The 16,774-nt window shown below is 45.8% G+C and carries 16 protein-coding genes and 1 pseudogene; 7 read left to right on the top strand and 10 right to left on the bottom strand.

Features of this window, described 5'->3' with window-relative positions; translation table 11 throughout:
* The first annotated feature begins 350 nt into the window (after positions 1-350).
* Together RID53_RS18480 and RID53_RS18475 are read left to right on the top strand one after the other, a co-directional pair.
* Positions 351-551: a hypothetical protein gene (locus RID53_RS18480; protein WP_446379798.1), complete on the top strand. Its 201-nt coding sequence runs from the start codon at positions 351-353 to the stop codon at positions 549-551.
* A gap of 73 nt (positions 552-624) precedes the next feature.
* Positions 625-825: a hypothetical protein gene (locus RID53_RS18475; RefSeq protein ID WP_446389488.1), complete on the top strand. Its 201-nt coding sequence runs from the start codon at positions 625-627 to the stop codon at positions 823-825.
* Positions 826-1,061: 236 nt separating this feature from the next.
* Here the strand turns inward: RID53_RS18475 and RID53_RS18470 are convergent, their stop codons facing one another.
* The 5 genes from RID53_RS18470 to speB all read right to left on the bottom strand — a co-directional run bounded on the left by RID53_RS18470 (position 1,062) and on the right by speB (position 5,537).
* Complete coding sequence (locus RID53_RS18470; protein ID WP_446389487.1) at positions 1,062-2,186, bottom strand: geranylgeranyl reductase family protein; 1,125 nt, start codon at positions 2,184-2,186, stop codon at positions 1,062-1,064.
* A gap of 295 nt (positions 2,187-2,481) precedes the next feature.
* Positions 2,482-3,030, bottom strand: a complete 549-nt coding sequence (gene frr, locus RID53_RS18465; protein WP_446389486.1) for a ribosome recycling factor — start codon at positions 3,028-3,030, stop codon at positions 2,482-2,484.
* Positions 3,017-3,745 (bottom strand): UMP kinase, encoded by a 729-nt coding sequence (gene pyrH / locus RID53_RS18460; RefSeq protein WP_044209940.1) that lies wholly within the window; start codon positions 3,743-3,745, stop codon positions 3,017-3,019. Before pyrH ends, frr begins: the two co-directional genes overlap by 14 nt.
* 229 nt (positions 3,746-3,974) lie before the next feature.
* On the bottom strand, positions 3,975-4,529 hold the full coding sequence (locus tag RID53_RS18455; RefSeq protein ID WP_446389485.1) for a thioredoxin family protein: 555 nt from the start codon (positions 4,527-4,529) through the stop codon (positions 3,975-3,977).
* 99 nt (positions 4,530-4,628) lie between these two features.
* Complete coding sequence (gene speB / locus RID53_RS18450; protein ID WP_446389537.1) at positions 4,629-5,537, bottom strand: agmatinase; 909 nt, start codon at positions 5,535-5,537, stop codon at positions 4,629-4,631.
* A 201-nt stretch (positions 5,538-5,738) separates the two neighbouring features.
* Here speB and RID53_RS18445 point away from each other — a divergent pair, with 201 nt between their 5' ends.
* Complete coding sequence (locus RID53_RS18445; protein ID WP_446389484.1) at positions 5,739-6,647, top strand: alpha/beta fold hydrolase; 909 nt, start codon at positions 5,739-5,741, stop codon at positions 6,645-6,647.
* A 315-nt stretch (positions 6,648-6,962) separates the two neighbouring features.
* Positions 6,963-7,991: a hypothetical protein gene (locus RID53_RS18440; protein WP_446389483.1), complete on the top strand. Its 1,029-nt coding sequence runs from the start codon at positions 6,963-6,965 to the stop codon at positions 7,989-7,991.
* Between the two features lie 383 nt (positions 7,992-8,374).
* Here the strand turns inward: RID53_RS18440 and priA are convergent, their stop codons facing one another.
* Positions 8,375-10,867, bottom strand: a complete 2,493-nt coding sequence (gene priA / locus RID53_RS18435) for a primosomal protein N' (protein WP_446389482.1) — start codon at positions 10,865-10,867, stop codon at positions 8,375-8,377.
* Positions 10,868-11,272: 405 nt separating this feature from the next.
* Positions 11,273-11,881: a cupin gene (locus RID53_RS18430; RefSeq protein WP_446389536.1), complete on the bottom strand. Its 609-nt coding sequence runs from the start codon at positions 11,879-11,881 to the stop codon at positions 11,273-11,275.
* Between the two features lie 285 nt (positions 11,882-12,166).
* Between RID53_RS18430 and RID53_RS18425 the strand changes: the two genes are divergently transcribed.
* The 3 genes from RID53_RS18425 to RID53_RS18415 all read left to right on the top strand — a co-directional run bounded on the left by RID53_RS18425 (position 12,167) and on the right by RID53_RS18415 (position 14,100).
* Positions 12,167-12,421 (top strand): hypothetical protein, encoded by a 255-nt coding sequence (locus tag RID53_RS18425; protein WP_446347319.1) that lies wholly within the window; start codon positions 12,167-12,169, stop codon positions 12,419-12,421.
* 344 nt (positions 12,422-12,765) lie between these two features.
* Positions 12,766-13,041, top strand: coding sequence for a hypothetical protein (locus RID53_RS18420; RefSeq protein ID WP_446389481.1), 276 nt, complete (start codon positions 12,766-12,768; stop codon positions 13,039-13,041).
* A 138-nt stretch (positions 13,042-13,179) separates the two neighbouring features.
* Positions 13,180-14,100 (top strand): SPFH domain-containing protein, encoded by a 921-nt coding sequence (locus RID53_RS18415; protein WP_446389480.1) that lies wholly within the window; start codon positions 13,180-13,182, stop codon positions 14,098-14,100.
* Between the two features lie 143 nt (positions 14,101-14,243).
* On the opposite strand, the gene RID53_RS18410 is transcribed toward RID53_RS18415, so the two are convergent.
* From RID53_RS18410 to RID53_RS18400, 3 genes and pseudogenes are all read right to left on the bottom strand, one after another.
* Entirely contained in the window at positions 14,244-16,022 is a 1,779-nt protein-coding gene (locus tag RID53_RS18410; RefSeq protein WP_446389479.1) for an iron uptake porin, read from the bottom strand.
* A 275-nt stretch (positions 16,023-16,297) separates the two neighbouring features.
* Positions 16,298-16,546 (bottom strand): hypothetical protein, encoded by a 249-nt coding sequence (locus RID53_RS18405; RefSeq protein ID WP_446389478.1) that lies wholly within the window; start codon positions 16,544-16,546, stop codon positions 16,298-16,300.
* Between the two features lie 20 nt (positions 16,547-16,566).
* Positions 16,567-16,774 (bottom strand): annotated as a pseudogene (locus RID53_RS18400) (IS200/IS605 family accessory protein TnpB-related protein); the annotation flags it as partial.

Here is a 16,774-nt window from a genome sequence, read left to right as displayed (position 1 = left end):
TTAATTTCAAACTATGCCCTTGAGCGCAGCGAAGAATCAAGTCTTTACTGTTCCCTGTTCCCTGTTCCCTGTTCCCTGTTCCCTCCCCTCACCACAAAACTTATTCAGCAGCCCCTACTTAACAAAGCGAAGAGTTTTTCCCCACCCCCGTACCCTTGGCTGTGATCTAGCTTAACTTGTCTTAGTGATCAGACAACTTGTCTGTCAGAGCCGCTTATGTGTTTAAATTTTGACATTAAGTTTTGTAAATAAAGCAATTCTGTAGTGTTTGTTACAGAAATTATCTGTTATAGTTATTTTGTAAGGAAAAATTCAGTCAAATATCACTAAAGCAATCGGAGGATACACAAATGTCTACTCAAGAACAAGCCAGAGCATTAATGATGCGTCACCATCACGCCGTCAAGAACAGGCAACAATCGATGCTCAATAGAGCAGCTAACGAAGTCGGTTTCGATGTTGATAACGTCAACTATTGGGATTTAATTCAAGGCAAACCCAATTCTGGTTTCCGGACTAGCTATGATCGCAGTCGTGCTTCCTTAAGCTAAACAATGTTTTAAAGTTCTAAGAGATAAGGAAAAACTCAATCAAATCTCACTAAAGCAATCGGAGGATATACAGATGTCTACTCAAGAACAAGCCAGAGCATTAATGATGCGTCATCACCACGCCGTCAAGAACAGACAACAATCGATGCTCAATAGAGCAGCTAATGAAGTCGGTTTAGATGTTGATAACATCAACCACTGGGATTCAATTCAAGGCAAACCCAATTCTGGTTTCCGGACTAGCTATGATCGCAGTCGTGCTTCTCTAAGCTAACGCTTCACTTTCTAAGATATGCAGCCTCTCAAGATAGAGATTTGCATAACTTAGCTGGACTTTTCTCATAAAACTCTTTCGAGGTAACGAAATCTCACGGATCACTGACCGTGAGATTTTGAATTTGGGTGGGTTGAGCGAAGTCGAAACCCACCCTACGGTATATTTCCACAAATGATTTAGCTGGCTTCTTTTCGGGAACGAGTATGACGAATGACAAATGACAAATGACAACCCTACCGTGAGAAGAATCCGCCACTCAAACGTTTAATTGCCAAACCTGCCACCTCTGAATACTTCAATTCCCCGCATAAAATTTGCAGCATAATCAGAGTCGCTGAAGGTCTCTTCACACCTACCTTATAGCCGATTTTCGGAAAACCATAGAAAGCACCAGCTAACCGTTTCGCCCAAACCATCTCGTTACCCCATTCGTCCTGAATCACCTGGGTATAGTGGGTTAAAGCATTGGTTTTACCGCCTAAAGCTGCATCAATTGCCTCCGCCGCTTTCACGCCACTAAAGATAGAGGGACGAATACCTTCAGCCGTAAACGGATCAGCCAAACAAGCGGTATCCCCAACCAACAGCGCGTTTTGCCCATGTAACTTTTGGTTTCCATCCCACAGACACATGGGATGACTGTGAACTTGACAGAGTTTCGGATCAATATTGAGTTGCTGAATATACTTCGTGCCTATCTTTTGTAAATCTTGCTTGTCATTCCCCTTAAACGTCCCCACACTAACCGAATAGCTATCGGTTTTTGGAAAATTCCAGATGTAGCCATTTTTCACTTGCCCAAAGTCAAAATGGATCGTCGGGTCACTGCTTGTGGGGGCGGGATTGGGGGCTTCTAGCGTCACCGCCATCCGTTGGGGACGATCTTTAAAGCCTAACCATTTTGCCATAGGACCATTGGCACCATCCGCCGCGATCAGATACCGGGCTGCCATCGGTTCATTGGTTGTGTTAACCTGCCAGCGATCGCCTTTAAATTCAATACCCGTGACAGTGGTTTGGTCTTGCAGTTGAGCGCCTTGCTCTTTTGTCTGTTCGATTAAAAACTGGTCAAAAACATCTCGCTGTACCATCCAGACGGGTTTTTGTTTTTTGAGATTGACCTCCACCGGATCATCCATTTGCCAGGTGTAGCGAACTCGGCTTACATTGAGTGCGATCGCAGGTGCAAGATCAAAATCAAACCACTGTTGCACGCTTGGGGACACACCACCACTACAGGGCTTGTATCGGGGTAAAGAATCTTTTTCTAGAATCAGTACCGAACGCCCTCGCTTGGCGAGGTGGTAGGCGGCGGTTGCTCCAGCAGGACCTGCCCCAACAATAATGCAGTCAAACATTAGGCTTTATGGATTAAGAAACTCATGAGTGCGGTTAGGAGGTATTACTGTGATATTTAGTTTAAACCTCTGACATAGTTTACCAAGAAACTGAGGAATTGGTCATTGGTCATTGGTCATTGGTCATTCCTCCTCCGTCCTTTCCTTCCCCATCTTCCCCTACTTATGAAATGGGGTTTGGAGACCAAACCCCTACAATTCCCATCTCCCCCATCTCCCCTATCAAACTGGAGAAGCGGGCAAGATGCCCGCCCTACTGCTGCAACTTTACCTCAATGGGATGTTGCCGCCACCTTTAAACTGTGGTAATGTCCTTCTCTTTTGCCGCTAACAAATCATCAATTTTAGCTGTGTACTTGTCCGTCAATTGCTGAATCTGATCTTGCAGATCACGAGATTCATCTTCAGAAATTTCGCTACTTTTCTCCTGTTTACGAACCGAGTCAACCGCATCACGACGAATATTCCGGATAGAAACTTTCCCTTCCTCCGCTAACTTACCCGCCATCTTCACAAATTCCTGGCGGCGTTCACTGGTTAAGGGGGGAATATTCAATCGCACGACTTGACCGTCATTATTGGGGGTTAAGCCGATATCCGATAAGGAAATCGATTTTTCAATCAGAGTCAGCGTACTCTTGTCATAGGGTTGAATCGTAATCGTGGTAGCATCTGGCGTATTAATGCTTGCCAGAGACTTCAGGGGGGTGGGACTACCATAGTATTCCACCATTACTCGATCCAACAGACTCGCATTCGCCCGACCGGTACGAATGGTATTGAAACCCCGTTGCGTTGCTTCAACGGCTTTCTTCATTTGGCTTTCAGCGTCAGCTAACTTCACAAAAACCTCCCACAATTGTTCCGACAGATTCTCCTTGAACAGCACGGCGGATATTACCCCGCCCTGTCAAATCAAATACCATAATTGGGATATTATTTTCCTTACATAAAGCGATCGCGGTACTATCCATTACCCGCAGATCCTGAGCGAGGACATAGTTATAGGACAGCGTGTGATAGCGGCGAGCCTGGGGATTTAGTTGGGGATCACAATCATAAATCCCATCGACTTTCGTGGCTTTAAAGATCACTTCCGCATCAATTTCGGCGGCTCGCAAAGCCGCTGTTGTGTCCGTGGTGAAAAAGGGATTCCCTGAACCTGCACCAAAAATTACCACTCGCCCTTTTTCCAGGTGACGAATGGCACGACGACGGATATAGGGTTCTGCCACTTCTTGCATCGCGATCGCGGTTTGCACACGGGTAGGTATTCCCATTTGCTCTAAGGCATCTTGTAGAGTCATGGCATTCATGACTGTGGCAATCATACCAATATAATCACCCGTTGCCCGATCCATTCCGCCAGCAGCCGCTTTCAAACCGCGAAAAATATTGCCACCACCGACGACGATTGCCATTTGGATGCCACTTGCCACGACTTCGGCGATTTCAGCAGCGATGTCCTGAACGACTCCTGGATCAATGCCGTAGCTCAGTTTGCCCATCAAGGCTTCACCGCTCACTTTTAGTAAAACCCGTCGGTATTTCATCCCCATGCTACGACTCTTTCTTTCTTGACTATTGCCTTGCCCATACGATAACAGTCTACCGATTATTCTGACAGAGTGCTGTGACTTGAACGAACTTTGATTCTTGTTAACACCCGTGGTGCTAAAATACGAATTCTTATGGTATTCACGAGTTCCAGTTAACTATTGCTGGTGCCAGGTAACTTCAAATACTGATTCTCCCCAGCTTCTCCGCTGCTCTGGCTCTATCTGTTCACTAGCGACGCCATACTAGGGGACTACCCAAGGTGGGAGTTGATTGGGGCGAGATTGTTTCCCCAGCCAGTAAAGCCGCGATCGCATTCTTGACGTAAGCTTCGTTTACAGCTTCGGGATGTTGGCTATTATCGTCAATTTGACCCCTGTAACGCAAGACTCCCTGTCCATCAATCACAAAGGCTTCTGGGGTTTTTGAAGCGCCAAATCCTTGTGCCACGTCCTGAGTTGGGTCCCACAGGTAAGGAAAATTCAACCCTCTACTACTCGCAAACTGCTGCATTTGACCAAAACTATCTTCGGGAGATTGGTTAGCATCATTGGAGTTAATGCCAATCAGGATAAATCCCTGTTCCCGAAATCGGGTTTGCAGTTGTTTGAGTCTGTCTACATAAGCGGCAGAGTCAGGACAGTTATTACTCAAGAAAATTACCACCACTCCTCGCCACTTTTCTAGATACCGGGATAGGTGGTGAACATCCTTATCAGTGCCTAAAAGCTCAAAATCGGGAGCATAACTGCCAATGGGTGTGCCGTGTTTTTCCTTCAGACTCATATCGTGTTACGGTGTGTGTTTGACAATGTGTTCGTTTTTTCCTTTTTCCCGTTCCCCTTTGCCGATCATCCTGGATCAGGCAGTGAATTTCAGCCATCGCTACCACCTTTGTGCCAGAGTTTGATAGCCGATGAGTTTGTAAACCAGTTTAGCGGCTGTAAATTGGGAGACCACTGAATCAACCACAGGAGCCAACTCCATTACATCGCAACCGATGACCTGATGGGTTTCAAACAATCGTCGCAAAAAGGTTAGGAGTGCATACCAATGCAGCCCACCCGGTTCAGGAGTGCCAACCCCTGGCATTGAAGCCGGATCAATGCCATCTAAGTCAATGGTAATAAATACTCGCTCTGTTGGGATAGTCGCGATCGCTTCCTCTATCCAGTGGGGATTTTGGGCAATGTGTCGCGCCCAAATTACGGGGATAGATTTTTGTTTAATTAAGTCGGCTTCTTCTTGACAAAGACTGCGAATGGCGACGGGTAATGTCGGTAGTCCCATGTCCACAATTCGACGCATCACACAGGCGTGGTTATAAATTGAGCCTTCGTATTCGTGGCGTAAATCTCCGTGGGCGTCTATTTGTACTACGGTAAAGGGTTCGTGACTCCTTTGGCGGTAGGCGTCTACAAGTCCCGTGGTAATGCTATGTTCACCCCCAATCGCAATCACAAATTTACCATCATCGATAAGCCCAGATACGGTGTCGCGAGTATCCCGAAGCATTGTCTGGGCAGAAATCTGTTGTCCACCTCTAGTATCTGCGATCGCGCCATGGGTATAAATCCTGGCATCTTTACAGATTTCCCGTTCCAACTCATCATCGTAGTATTCAAGCTGGATTGACGCCTCCAAGAGCGCATCGGGTCCATTTTCTGTGCCTTTACGATAGGTTGTGGTTGCCTCGTAGGGAATCGGCAAAATAACCACTCGTGACGCTTTGTAGGATGCCTGAATTTCCGATCCCAGGAACGGGATAACAGCAGCAGACGTTTGCACCAACATAGGGGACGCACCAAAGAATTTCTTAAGGTTAATTTTGACACAAGACGAGTTTTGAGTGTAGAGACCTGCCATGGCGCGTCTCTAGAACGTCAGTCTAGTCATAGGGGTTAGTGCTGGAGAAGAAGTAGAGATATTCCGCCAGAACGTCTGAGTTAATTTATTACAAAATATAAACAGTAAACCTGTACTCTTGGAATCCTCATGACCTTTCCCTCCTCCACCCTACCCAAACGCCCTGAAAGCGACACTCACATCTGGACATGGCGCGGGTTTCCCATTGCCTATCAAGTCCACGGCAATTCTGGACCAGCGGTAGTGATGGTGCATGGCTTTGGCGCGTCTTGCGGACATTGGCGTAAGAATTTACCCGTATTAGCCGAATCCTGTCGATGCTATGCCATTGACTTAATTGGCTTTGGTGCTTCTGCCAAACCGATACCAGGACTTGAGGTGGAGTATACCTTTGAAACCTGGGGACAACAAGTCCTTGATTTCTGCCAGGAAGTCGTAGAGACTCCAGCGTTTTTGGTGGGGAATTCAATTGGTTGTATTGTAGCGATGCAAGCGGCTGTGGATTGTCCAGATAGGGTATTGGGCGTTACCCTGATCAACTGTTCCCTGCGGATGCTACACGATCGCAAACGAGTTACATTACCTTGGCATCGGCGCATCGGCGCTCCCATGGTACAACAGTTACTGGGGATTAAGTGGGTAGGACAGCTCTTTTTTGCTCAACTGGCGAAGCCACAGGTAGTGCGGAAAATTTTATTGCAAGCATATCGCAAATCCGAGGCAGTGACTGATGAATTAATAGACTTGCTGATGAAACCAGCAGCTGATGTGGGGGCGGCTGATGTGTTTATCGCATTTACCCGCTATTCCGCAGGACCTCTAGCCGAAGACTTATTACCTCAGTTACAGTGTCCCACACTGATTTTGTGGGGAACCGATGATCCTTGGGAACCCATCGCAGAAGCCAAAGAATGGGTCAATTTTCCCGCCGTGGAACAATTTGTCCCCTTAGAGGGTTTAGGTCATTGTCCCCAAGATGAAGCCCCTGAGGTGGTTAATCCTATTTTGCAGGATTGGATTGCCCAGCATTCAGTTTAGTTTCGTCATTTGTCATTTGTCATTTGTTGCCCTAGTTACCTCATCTCCCCCATTTCCTGTTCCCCCCTAAATAAAATGACTATTGAGAATTCTTTCAAAAAAGACTATCCTTTGACTGGTGAGTAGATAATTAGAGAGTTGGAAAGCAAGGAATAAGCAGCTAAGGGTGAGCAAGCGTGCTAGAACACCGATTTAGTTATCCAACTTAATCAAAAAATGTAACATTAGCTACTAAACAACCCTTTTTGTTACTGTTGACTTTATTGCTACCGCCATTTTGCAGATTGCATCGACGTTCTAGACCAGGGGTGTGTAATGAGTATAAAGGATAAGCTAGGTAATTCTCAGCAGTCACAGACAGTGAAGATCGCGACGGCAAGAAAGCTATCCAAACTCTGGGCAAAAAAGTATGTCCAACAACACAGTACATCAGACAAAACGTGGCAGTCGAATTCTCCAGGGTTACGAGCTGTTATAGCGCAGCGGTTGCTTGATTCCTTGCGATCGGTAACGATTCAAGCTTGGACAAAAACCGAAGCCTTACTCTGCCAACAAATCAAGCGACAAGGTATTAACTATCGCTTAATTGATCCTTGGCAAATTACTAAAGATACTTACTCAATCTATGAAAAAGTATTGCTCGCTTATGCCGATCAAGTCATCCCCGAACGTTTATGTTTATTTTTAGCATCAGATTTAGGTCGCATTCGACACAATTATACAGCAATTGATCCCAGAGTGATTGCATTTGTTAGTATGCAGTTTCACTATAGTGGTCAGTTACTACTGAAATCACTGTCACCTCAAGAACAAGCTACAGTGAGTGTTTATTTCCAGGTGATTGATGATTGTCTGTATATGCCCTTACAACGACTATACAAAACTGCCGCCAACTATGATCATCAATCATTAGCGCTGGTTTCTCTACGGAAAATATTACCGGAGCAAGCATTAATTGCTCAAGAAATTGCTACCCGAATTAGCGATTTACATCCACACTATCACTGTCATAGTGGTAGCTTAGTGGATTCTACGGTGAAATCTTCTAGTATTCGAGATGTGGAAATGTTCCAGATTTACCTGTGGCTTTGTGTTCTGGAAAAAAGTATTGCGCCCATCCAACAGGAATTGTTTCCCTTGTGTGTGATGCTTTACCCGACTCTAAATGTAGGGTGGGAATTAGTCCGGCAAATGATTCATCTGTTAGGGCTAGAATTTGGGAAACGTTTGTCTCAGCAGCAAATTTCGCTTGTTTTACCCTATTTCCAAGTGTTATGGGAAATGTTTTCTCCTGAAGTATTTCCCGAATCTTTGCCCATTGCAGCGTTGGAAAATTCGGCGTAGTTGGCATTTCATTTATAGCACTACGAGGATACGTTAGGACATAAGTTGATCCCAAGAGGGAACAGGGAACACCTCGACTTACCTCGACTTACTTCGGCTTCGCTCAGTAACACGCTCGGTAACACGCTCGGTGTGTCACAGGGAAAAGGGAACAGTACAGAATGTCCTAACCTGTCTTGGTACTGCTATATAGCAAAAGGCAGAAGGTAGAAAATTTCTTACTGCTAAATGGTGTTAGATCATTACCGATATCTGATGTCGGGCGACCCGATAAAATTAATCGGTGGGTAGTTTTAGCGGTGTGCGGCGGGTCGCCCCTACAATATTTAGGGCTTGCTGAATTAAGAAGGGCAAAGGACGAATGACAAAGGACAAATAACCTCCTACATCATATTCAGCGGATCAACATCAATCGTCAAACTCACATCCGGCGGACAAATCCGCTGCAACGCCGCCACATCGGGTAATCCTACCGCTACATCTGGCGGAAACTTGAGCAAAATCTGCCACCGATAACGACGGGCGATTCGCATAATCCCCGCCGGGGCGGGTCCTAATATCTCATACCCAGAACCCGCTTGACTCAACCAATCTGCTAACCTCTCCGCCGCCTTCTCAACGTTTATCTCCTCCAACCCACTCAATCGCAATAAAATCAAATGCCCATAAGGAGGATAATTCAACGCTTCTCGTTGTGCTAATTCCGCCTCGGTAAACACCTCATACCCATGGGTTTTCACCGCCTGAATCACCGGATGTTGAGGTGAATAGGTTTGGACAATCACCTGACCCGGATCATCCCCCCGACCCGCCCGACCTGCGACTTGGGTTAAGGTTTGAAAAGCGCGTTCGGCTGCCCGATAATCAGATAAGTGTAATAATCCATCAGCAGCGACAACTCCGACTAAGGTGACTCCTGCTAAGTCTAATCCCTTGGTTAACATTTGTGTCCCGATTAATAAGTCCGCTTCCCCATTGGCAAACTGAGTTAACAGGGTTCGATGCGCCCCCTTGGTACGGGTGGTATCACTATCAAAGCGAATCACCCGTAAATCAGGAAATGCCTTAGCCAACTCCTGAGTCACTCGCTGTGTACCACTACCAAAAAACTTGAGGTAAGGTGAACCACATTCGGGACAATTATTAGGATGGGCGGTTGTGTAGTTGCAATAGTGACAACGTAAGAGTTGATTCGCCCCCTCATAAGCATAGTGATAGGACAAGGACACATCACAGTCCGGGCATTCCATCACATATCCGCAACTGCGACAGGAAACAAACGTACTATGTCCGCGACGGGGAATAAATAAAATCCCTTGTCGTTGCTTTTGTTTCAACTGTTGTAATTCATCTTGGAGAGAACGGCTGAAAATAGAACGATTCCCCTGCTTTAACTCCTGTCTCATATCCACAATTTCCACAGGGGGTAAGGGGCGAGATTGGATGCGTTCAGGTAATGAAAGGTAATATTTTTGGTTGAGATTGGCTTGTTGACCGTTGACAGACACCCAGGTTTCCAAAGAAGGAGTGGCTGAACCCAAAACTAGAGGACAATTGTCCAATTCCGCCCGCCATTGGGCAACGGTACGGGCATGATAGGTGGGAGGAAGACTGTCTTGCTTGAAACTGGAGTCGTGTTCTTCATCTAATATAATTAGACCCAATTTGGGTAACGGCACAAAAACAGCCGATCGCGTACCAATGACGACCTGGGGTTCTCCACTTAAGACTTGTCGCCAGGTATCATACCGTTCCCCATGGGATAACCCACTGTGATACACATTCACCTTTTGACCAAACCGGGCGCGAAATCGGTCGGTAAGTTGCGGGGTTAGCCCAATCTCTGGAACTAATACCAGGGCAGATTGTCCCGCCCTTAACAACGGCGCGATCGCTTGTAGATAAACTTCGGTTTTCCCGGAACCCGTTACCCCATGCAATAGCACTTGGTTATACTCATCCAAACTTTGAATCGTTTTCAACGCATAAGTTTGCGTATCTGTCAATACTTTAGGGCGATCATCTGCCACATTTGGCTGATCCAAGGTTCTGAGAATTTCCCGGTATTCAACGACGACATACCCTTTTTCTGCCAGCTTGTTAACAATAGAAGACGTAGCATGACAGACTTGCAATAACTCATTCAGCCACATATCCCCACCCCGACGCCGCAGTACATCTAATACTTCCCGTTGTCGTTCGGTGATATCAGATTCAAAGCCATCCGCGACGAGAGTGACAGCTTTCTTCAGCTTCGGGCGAGACGGTTGGGGCGGTTTCAAATAACTTTCCACCCAGCCGCGTTTAAGTAAATCTTTTACCCCGCGACGCGCCCCTTTCACCTGGCGTTGTAGATAGGCGACGCTGTAATCTCCTTCCGGTTGGGCGTCTAAGACTGCTAAAATCTGACGCGCCGTTCGACCGACAAACGTATCTGCATTATCAGGAAGCGCCTCACGATGCAGACGAACTCGCCGTTGCGATCGCATCAACAATCCCGGTGGTAATGCCCCCCGAACTACGGATATCAGGGGTGTGCAGTAATACTGCGCCACTTGTTCCAATACCTGCCAATAGGATGTCCCAAAAAACCCAGTACAGACAACATCCTCCACCTCCCGGATTTTCGCCAATGGCACATCAGCAGGGGGAGAAGCCAGTAACCGAATTGCGATCGCCCCCACCTGTCGGTTATTCAATGGCACCGTTAAAATATCTCCCGGTTTAACCGACAAATCCGCCGGGATGCGGTACGTCAACAGTCCCTCGAGTCCCGGACAATCCACCAGCGTCTCCACCCAGCAATTTTGATCACCACCGGATTCATAAGTTGCTTTTGGTTCTGCCACAATTAAACTGGTCGGGGAATCAGACACAACGATAACCTCTCAATTTTTCTCACAGCGACTGGGGGAATATCGATGATGGTAGTGGGTGGCTTCTTTGCCATCGCGACTCCAAAACCACGGTATTTAATCGGTTTGACTCTGACTCATTAACTTCAAAGATAAATGCTAACATCAGTTATTGGGAAAACTTATCTCTTGATCGGGACTCCCGTCCTCCTGTAAATGGGGTCAATCCAGAAATCCTCCTTAAGCACGACACCATTAGAACTTGGCGGTTTCATCGATAATCACCTAGCCAAATTTTAGAGAACGTACATTGTAGAGCAAAAGGCAGAAAGTAGGGGCACGGCAATGCCGTGCCCCTACAATAGGTGGCTTGCGCCTGATTTAACCGTCAAATCTATGCCACTATTTTAGCTGTGCCACGCCAGATTAGAAGTTTTTAGCCGTGTGAGTAATCGGATCAAACTCAAATCGTTGCTGATACTCCGTTTTTCCATAAAGATTAAATGTAATCGTCGGTTCGGTTCCCATCACTTCTACATGGTGAATCGCATCAGGCATAAAGCTGATAATATCGCCAGGAACCAGAATCTGTTCACCCACCTTTTCGATGCGATCGGGCAATTCTGAATCCCTAGTCCGTCGCCAAAATGTATTTTTTTCTTCACCACTGATTAACGCCACCACTCCCCACGCCGCATGATTATGAATCGGAGAGACTCGTCCGGGTAACCAAACTACAGTCTGCACAGTTAAGGGGAATTCTGGTTCATCGTAAAGCATCAAGACAGACCAGCCTGTATCGGGATTCGGTTCGCGATATTCACCCTGTAGCCAATAGGAACTCGTCAGTAAACGGCGGACTAACGGGCGAATTTGTTCTAGGCGTTGGCGATCATCTTTGGTGGATTCGAGAATATCTTCTACATCGGTGAGAAATCGATAAAGTCGATAATAGCCTGTAGATGTTTCACTCTCTTGGGGATTGCAGGCTAGACAGTCTCCATTCTCTGTTACTAACCAATCACTACTTTCCATCATTTATTTTATAGCTAGAGTATAATCAGGGGCAATTTTTTATCAGGTTTCGCCATACCGTCAATTTTGACAAATTAATTTAGGGAAAATCTGAGTTTTTCCTGAGAAAATCTCGGTTTATCCTGAACCTCCCTAATCCAACCAGCAATCGTTGACCCCAGTCTCAGCGAATCCCAAGCTGTTTTTAAGGGTAATTTAAGGTTCTTAAGGTTAAGTATTGCCTAAGCCCTGGCAGACTTCCGGGCGATGATGTACCAATCTTTGTATCACAGAAGCCAGAAGAGAATGAAAGTTAACTACATTGCGACACTCACCATTGCCTCTATTCTAGGTCTGGGGCTAGCAACGGGTTGTGGTAACCCCTGTGCCGCTAAACCTGGACCCGAAGGCGGGACTGAAACTCAAGCAAATCCCTGTGCGGGTAAAGAGAACCCTTGTGCGGGTAAGGCTAATCCTTGTGCTGCGAAAGAGAACCCCTGCGCGGGTAAAGCGAATCCTTGTGCCGCGAAAGAAAATCCCTGCGCGGGCAAGACGAATTAATCAGCATTTAGATTGACGACTTCTGTTACGCTTGCTTTACCATTGAACCACTATCTGTAGGGGGACGACATGTCGTCCCCCTACTCTTTTTAGAATTGCCTGTTGCCTATTCCCTAACATCCATCCTGTGACATTTGAGGTGAAGCATGGGGAATATACCGATACACGCCTGTGAACGCAACACCGACTTGTGAATGTTCATACACATCTCTTCGTTGTGTATGACTGAGTAGAGATAATTAAGATAAGAATTAAATTAAACATTGTTTCTGGTTGTTTAAGAGGACAGTATAACCGCTGTTAATTTAGGCGAATACCAGAATTGATTATCTCCCTCAAGACTCATGAAAACCCTGACAAAATGGATAGCGATAGGAACCCTCGAACTAATCTTCTGTTTTTGGCTTTTAGGTAATGCTGCGACTCTAGTTAGTTCTCCCAGTGACCAAAAAGTTTGGTTAGGCGTCAGTTATTACGTCGTCGGATTACTGGTTGTACCGGGAGTTTCTGTCAGTCATGTCGTCGCCAGACTTCATAATGCTCAAGTTCGACACAAGCAGATAAAAGAAGCTTTCCCAGATTGTGATGTTTCCTTAGTTGAACTTTTGGATGTCAACTGAAGAAAATATCAAGTTTATCTCCTCATCAGTTGCACAATATGTAGAGACACATAGACTGGCATTTTTGTATGTAATTAACCAAAATTTGTGCTGAACAGCATTTACACGTCGGATACGTTTAGTCAACCATTCAAGACCATGAAAAATCTACCTCAGCGTTTCTTCAAACTTACTGGAATTACGGCTGCTTTAGCAATTATTGCATCGGGTTGTGGTGCGGTTCCGGGAAGCAGTGTCAAGCGAATTCCCCCTGGCTATGTTGGATTAAAAGTCGAGCTTTACGGTAAAAATCGGGGTGTGCAAAATGCAACGATTAGTACAGGTAAAGTTTGGTATAATGGCTACACTGAAGAAATTGTCGTTTTTCCTGACCACGTTCAGTATTATATCTTAACGGCTTCAACGGAAGAAGGCTCTCCAGTTGATGAAAGCATCAGCTTTGGTGTCGGTGGTACAACGGTTAATGCGGATGTCTCCCTGTCCTACTTTTTCAACACCCGGAAAATTAAAGACTTTTACGGGAAGTATCTGAAAGACCCGGATCAGTTTAAAGCTACCCTAGTTCGCAGCGAAACTCGTAATTGCTTTAACCAGTCGGCAACTGGATTAAAACCGGAACAAATTGTGGGAGATAAGCAGGGACAATTACTCAAAGATGTTCAAACTTGCTTGAACAATAAATTTGGTTCAGTTGGTGTTACGTTTGATTCCGTCGGCTTTGTCAGTAAACCTCGATTTGACGAGTCCATTGAAGCCCAAATAACCGCCCGTTTCCAAGCTGAACAGCAAGCCGTAGCTGCTAAAGCACAGCTTGAAGTCGCCGAAGCGGAATCTAAGCGGAAAATTGCTGAAGCGAGGGGAGAAGCTGAAGCCTCTCGGATTAAAGCTTCAACAGTTTCACCATTAACCATTCGTTTGCGGGAGTTAGAATTGCAAGAGGAAATGATTAAGAAATGGGATGGAATTCTACCTACGTATTTAGGTGGAACAGCACCATTTCCGTCCTTCGATCCGAATGCGGGTCATTCGCTACCGTCGGCGAGTACAGCGAAGAAGTGATTGGTCATTTGTCATTTGTCCTTTGTCATTTGTCTAAGAGTTTGATAGCCAGGGAAAAAGTCCACAAGTGATAAAGGGAGTTACTTAAGCGAATTTGGTATTAGATCCCCGACTTCTTGAGGAAGTCGGGGATCTGTCAGCAGTTAAAAAGTGAATGTGGTTCTCACTGTACCAATCACGGCATCGCTGTTATCTGAATTTTGGTTGGGAGAGGTTAACCAAATGATACCCGGTGTGATCGAGAGATTATCGCTCACTTGATATTTGTAGAACCCTTCGATATGATAAGCAAAATCTCGATTAAAGTTGTTGGTTCCTCCGGGAACGTCCAATCCTCTCAGCGTCGGTTCTGCACCCGCAACAATGGCAGCTAAATTCCCCTCTTTTCCTAAATCAGGGAAAACTAAACCTAACGCAAAATTCCAAATATCAGCATCGCCTAATCCAATTAAACGGGCGTCAGTTTTACCAACCCAGCCATTAACCAAAAAGCTAGGACTAAATCTGAGGGAGGCTTCTATTCCGTAAGAGTTACTAACAACTGGAGTGCTGAGAGTTTCGGCTGACAAATTGGTTACATTGGCTAATTGTCCTGGATTGAGATTAGCAAAGGCTGTACCTGTTCCACCTAACAGAAAGCGTCTGGCACCATCTCCATCATTAAAACTGCCATCGTCATAAGCATGAACATAGGTTAATCCAATTTTAAACCGACTGCCATAAACGATTTGGGCAATTCCGGAATAATTCCCGTTGAACAACCCATTATCCTCTCCAGGATTACTGGCGGTATTGGAAATGTATCCCAAATCTACTCTCAGATTATCACTGGGTTTCAGCGCGATCGCAGCCCCTGCACCAAAGGGTCCAATCCGATAAATGGGGTTCCGTTCCGCGAAGCGGGAAATGGCATTAGAACCGCCAGCGCCACCTTCTAAGTAAGGGTTCACAGTATCTGAGTAATAGTGGTGTAAGCCATTATTTGCCACGATTTGTACGGTGGCTTTGTCTCCCAGGGGAAAGCGGTAGCGCAGGATGTCGATAACAACATCATTGCCAGCAGGACCATCATAGGTGAAGCGTCCTTCTTGACTACCACCTGACCCATCGTCATACGTTACACCGCTTCTTGCCAGTAATGGGGTTGGATTACCCGCTTGCAGGCGAGTTTGCAGCATATCCTTCCCGGTGAAGCTAGTTAGGAAGTTGAGGCGAACGCGATCGTGAAAAACGGTATTTACATCGTCGCCAACTTCATCCCCAAACGCATCCGCCAAACCAAAGATAACTTCCCCTGATAGTTTTGTGGTTGTGGAAAATTGATGGTCTTCTAAAAACGCCACTCGACCTTCTAAATTATCAACTCGCGCTCCTAAGGTGGCAAGTTCTGCTTCAAATTCTTCGACTAAACGCCGTAGCGTGGGCAATTCTTCAACGTTATCGGGAACGTTGCCAATTAAACGCTCAATTTGCTGTAAACAGGCATTTAATCCAGCCGCAAATTCATAGCGCGTCATCGCCCGATTACCGCGAAACGTGCCATCCGGATATCCCGCAATACAACCATACCGTTCAACAAGCGATCGCAAAGCTTCATGCGCCCAGTCTCCGGGGGACACATCTCGCAGTTGGGAAACGTTGGTTATTTGTCCCATCCCCTGATTTTCGCTAGTATCCAGTCCTAGAGAGGGTACAGGAGTTTCCGGTGTCGCGGATGGGTTTAATGTCTCTTCTGTCTCCATCGCTGCATCTGGAACCGGAATCTCTAGATTCAGTGGCGTTTGGGCAATTGAACTCGGCTGTTGGCTATTATCCCTTCGGGTAGGTTCACCTGCGATCGCGGCGGTAGACAGCCCAATTATTATCCCTAAAATTGTCGGAACATTAAGGAAGGCAATCCTAAAAACTTTAGCTTGATTCACGTTCGTCTCTCACACCAAATAGAGTTTTTTGTGAGATTAGCCAACCGGATAACTTTCCCTGGAATTTTTTGTTCCAGAGACTTTATCCTGTCTGGGTTAATCTCAGGTTAACCTTATCGGCGCTATCTGCTTTTTTTGTATTAATTGATGCAAAGTGTCCTGTTTCTATGCAAAAATTGAATCAAATATATCCGTTTACTGCAAATCAAGCTCCATAAGCGCAGGTTGAGAGGTTTTATTACTGGAGGAGTCGCGCTAAAGCAAAAGGTATTGCTTTATTCTTCTTGATCCAGTTCCTTCAGCTCCTCTCTGTATTTCTCTACTGCTGACTGCAGTAGCATCTGAGCCATCGGAATACCTATTTTTTCAGAGATAATTTTCAGTTTCCTGTGAAGGTCATTTGGTATCGTCACTTTGAGTTGCTTGTTTTTCTGGCGGTCAATAGGCATTTGACAATAGGACTTAGACACCCCATAAGAATAGTTGGTAAAAGTATAGTCAAATATAGACAGACTAAATTTCATTGCAGAAATTCCCTTCGCTTTTACTTTGAGAGATTAATTCTCCTTGGGTGAACTACGCACCTCTCTATCCCATAGCGGTTAAACTTATGGGAATGCTTTTCGTAAAATATTGTAGGAACCTATAACATCAGATTGAACAAGAACCCCCTTGTCTGTACGATATAAACCTCGTTTAATTCTTTTTCCACTAAAAACGGGTTTCTCAGTAAGCTCTCCATAAACGGGGAG

The sequence above is a fragment of the Coleofasciculus sp. B1-GNL1-01 genome, from assembly GCF_040220235.1.
Classification (GTDB): domain Bacteria; phylum Cyanobacteriota; class Cyanobacteriia; order Cyanobacteriales; family Coleofasciculaceae; genus Coleofasciculus.
The sequence above is the reverse complement of the archived record's forward strand: the minus strand, read 5'-3'. Positions and strand labels throughout refer to the sequence as shown.

Coding starts and splice junctions, on each gene's coding strand:
- RID53_RS18480 (WP_446379798.1), top strand. CDS start 351: ATGTCTACTCAAGAACAAGCCAGAGCATTAATGATGCGTCACCATCAC.
- RID53_RS18475 (WP_446389488.1), top strand. CDS start 625: ATGTCTACTCAAGAACAAGCCAGAGCATTAATGATGCGTCATCACCAC.
- RID53_RS18470 (WP_446389487.1), bottom strand. CDS start 2,186: ATGTTTGACTGCATTATTGTTGGGGCAGGTCCTGCTGGAGCAACCGCC.
- pyrH (WP_044209940.1), bottom strand. CDS start 3,745: ATGGGGATGAAATACCGACGGGTTTTACTAAAAGTGAGCGGTGAAGCC.
- RID53_RS18455 (WP_446389485.1), bottom strand. CDS start 4,529: ATGAGTCTGAAGGAAAAACACGGCACACCCATTGGCAGTTATGCTCCC.
- speB (WP_446389537.1), bottom strand. CDS start 5,537: ATGTTGGTGCAAACGTCTGCTGCTGTTATCCCGTTCCTGGGATCGGAA.
- RID53_RS18445 (WP_446389484.1), top strand. CDS start 5,739: ATGACCTTTCCCTCCTCCACCCTACCCAAACGCCCTGAAAGCGACACT.
- RID53_RS18440 (WP_446389483.1), top strand. CDS start 6,963: ATGAGTATAAAGGATAAGCTAGGTAATTCTCAGCAGTCACAGACAGTG.
- RID53_RS18430 (WP_446389536.1), bottom strand. CDS start 11,881: ATGGAAAGTAGTGATTGGTTAGTAACAGAGAATGGAGACTGTCTAGCC.
- RID53_RS18425 (WP_446347319.1), top strand. CDS start 12,167: ATGAAAGTTAACTACATTGCGACACTCACCATTGCCTCTATTCTAGGT.
- RID53_RS18420 (WP_446389481.1), top strand. CDS start 12,766: ATGAAAACCCTGACAAAATGGATAGCGATAGGAACCCTCGAACTAATC.
- RID53_RS18415 (WP_446389480.1), top strand. CDS start 13,180: ATGAAAAATCTACCTCAGCGTTTCTTCAAACTTACTGGAATTACGGCT.
- RID53_RS18405 (WP_446389478.1), bottom strand. CDS start 16,546: ATGAAATTTAGTCTGTCTATATTTGACTATACTTTTACCAACTATTCT.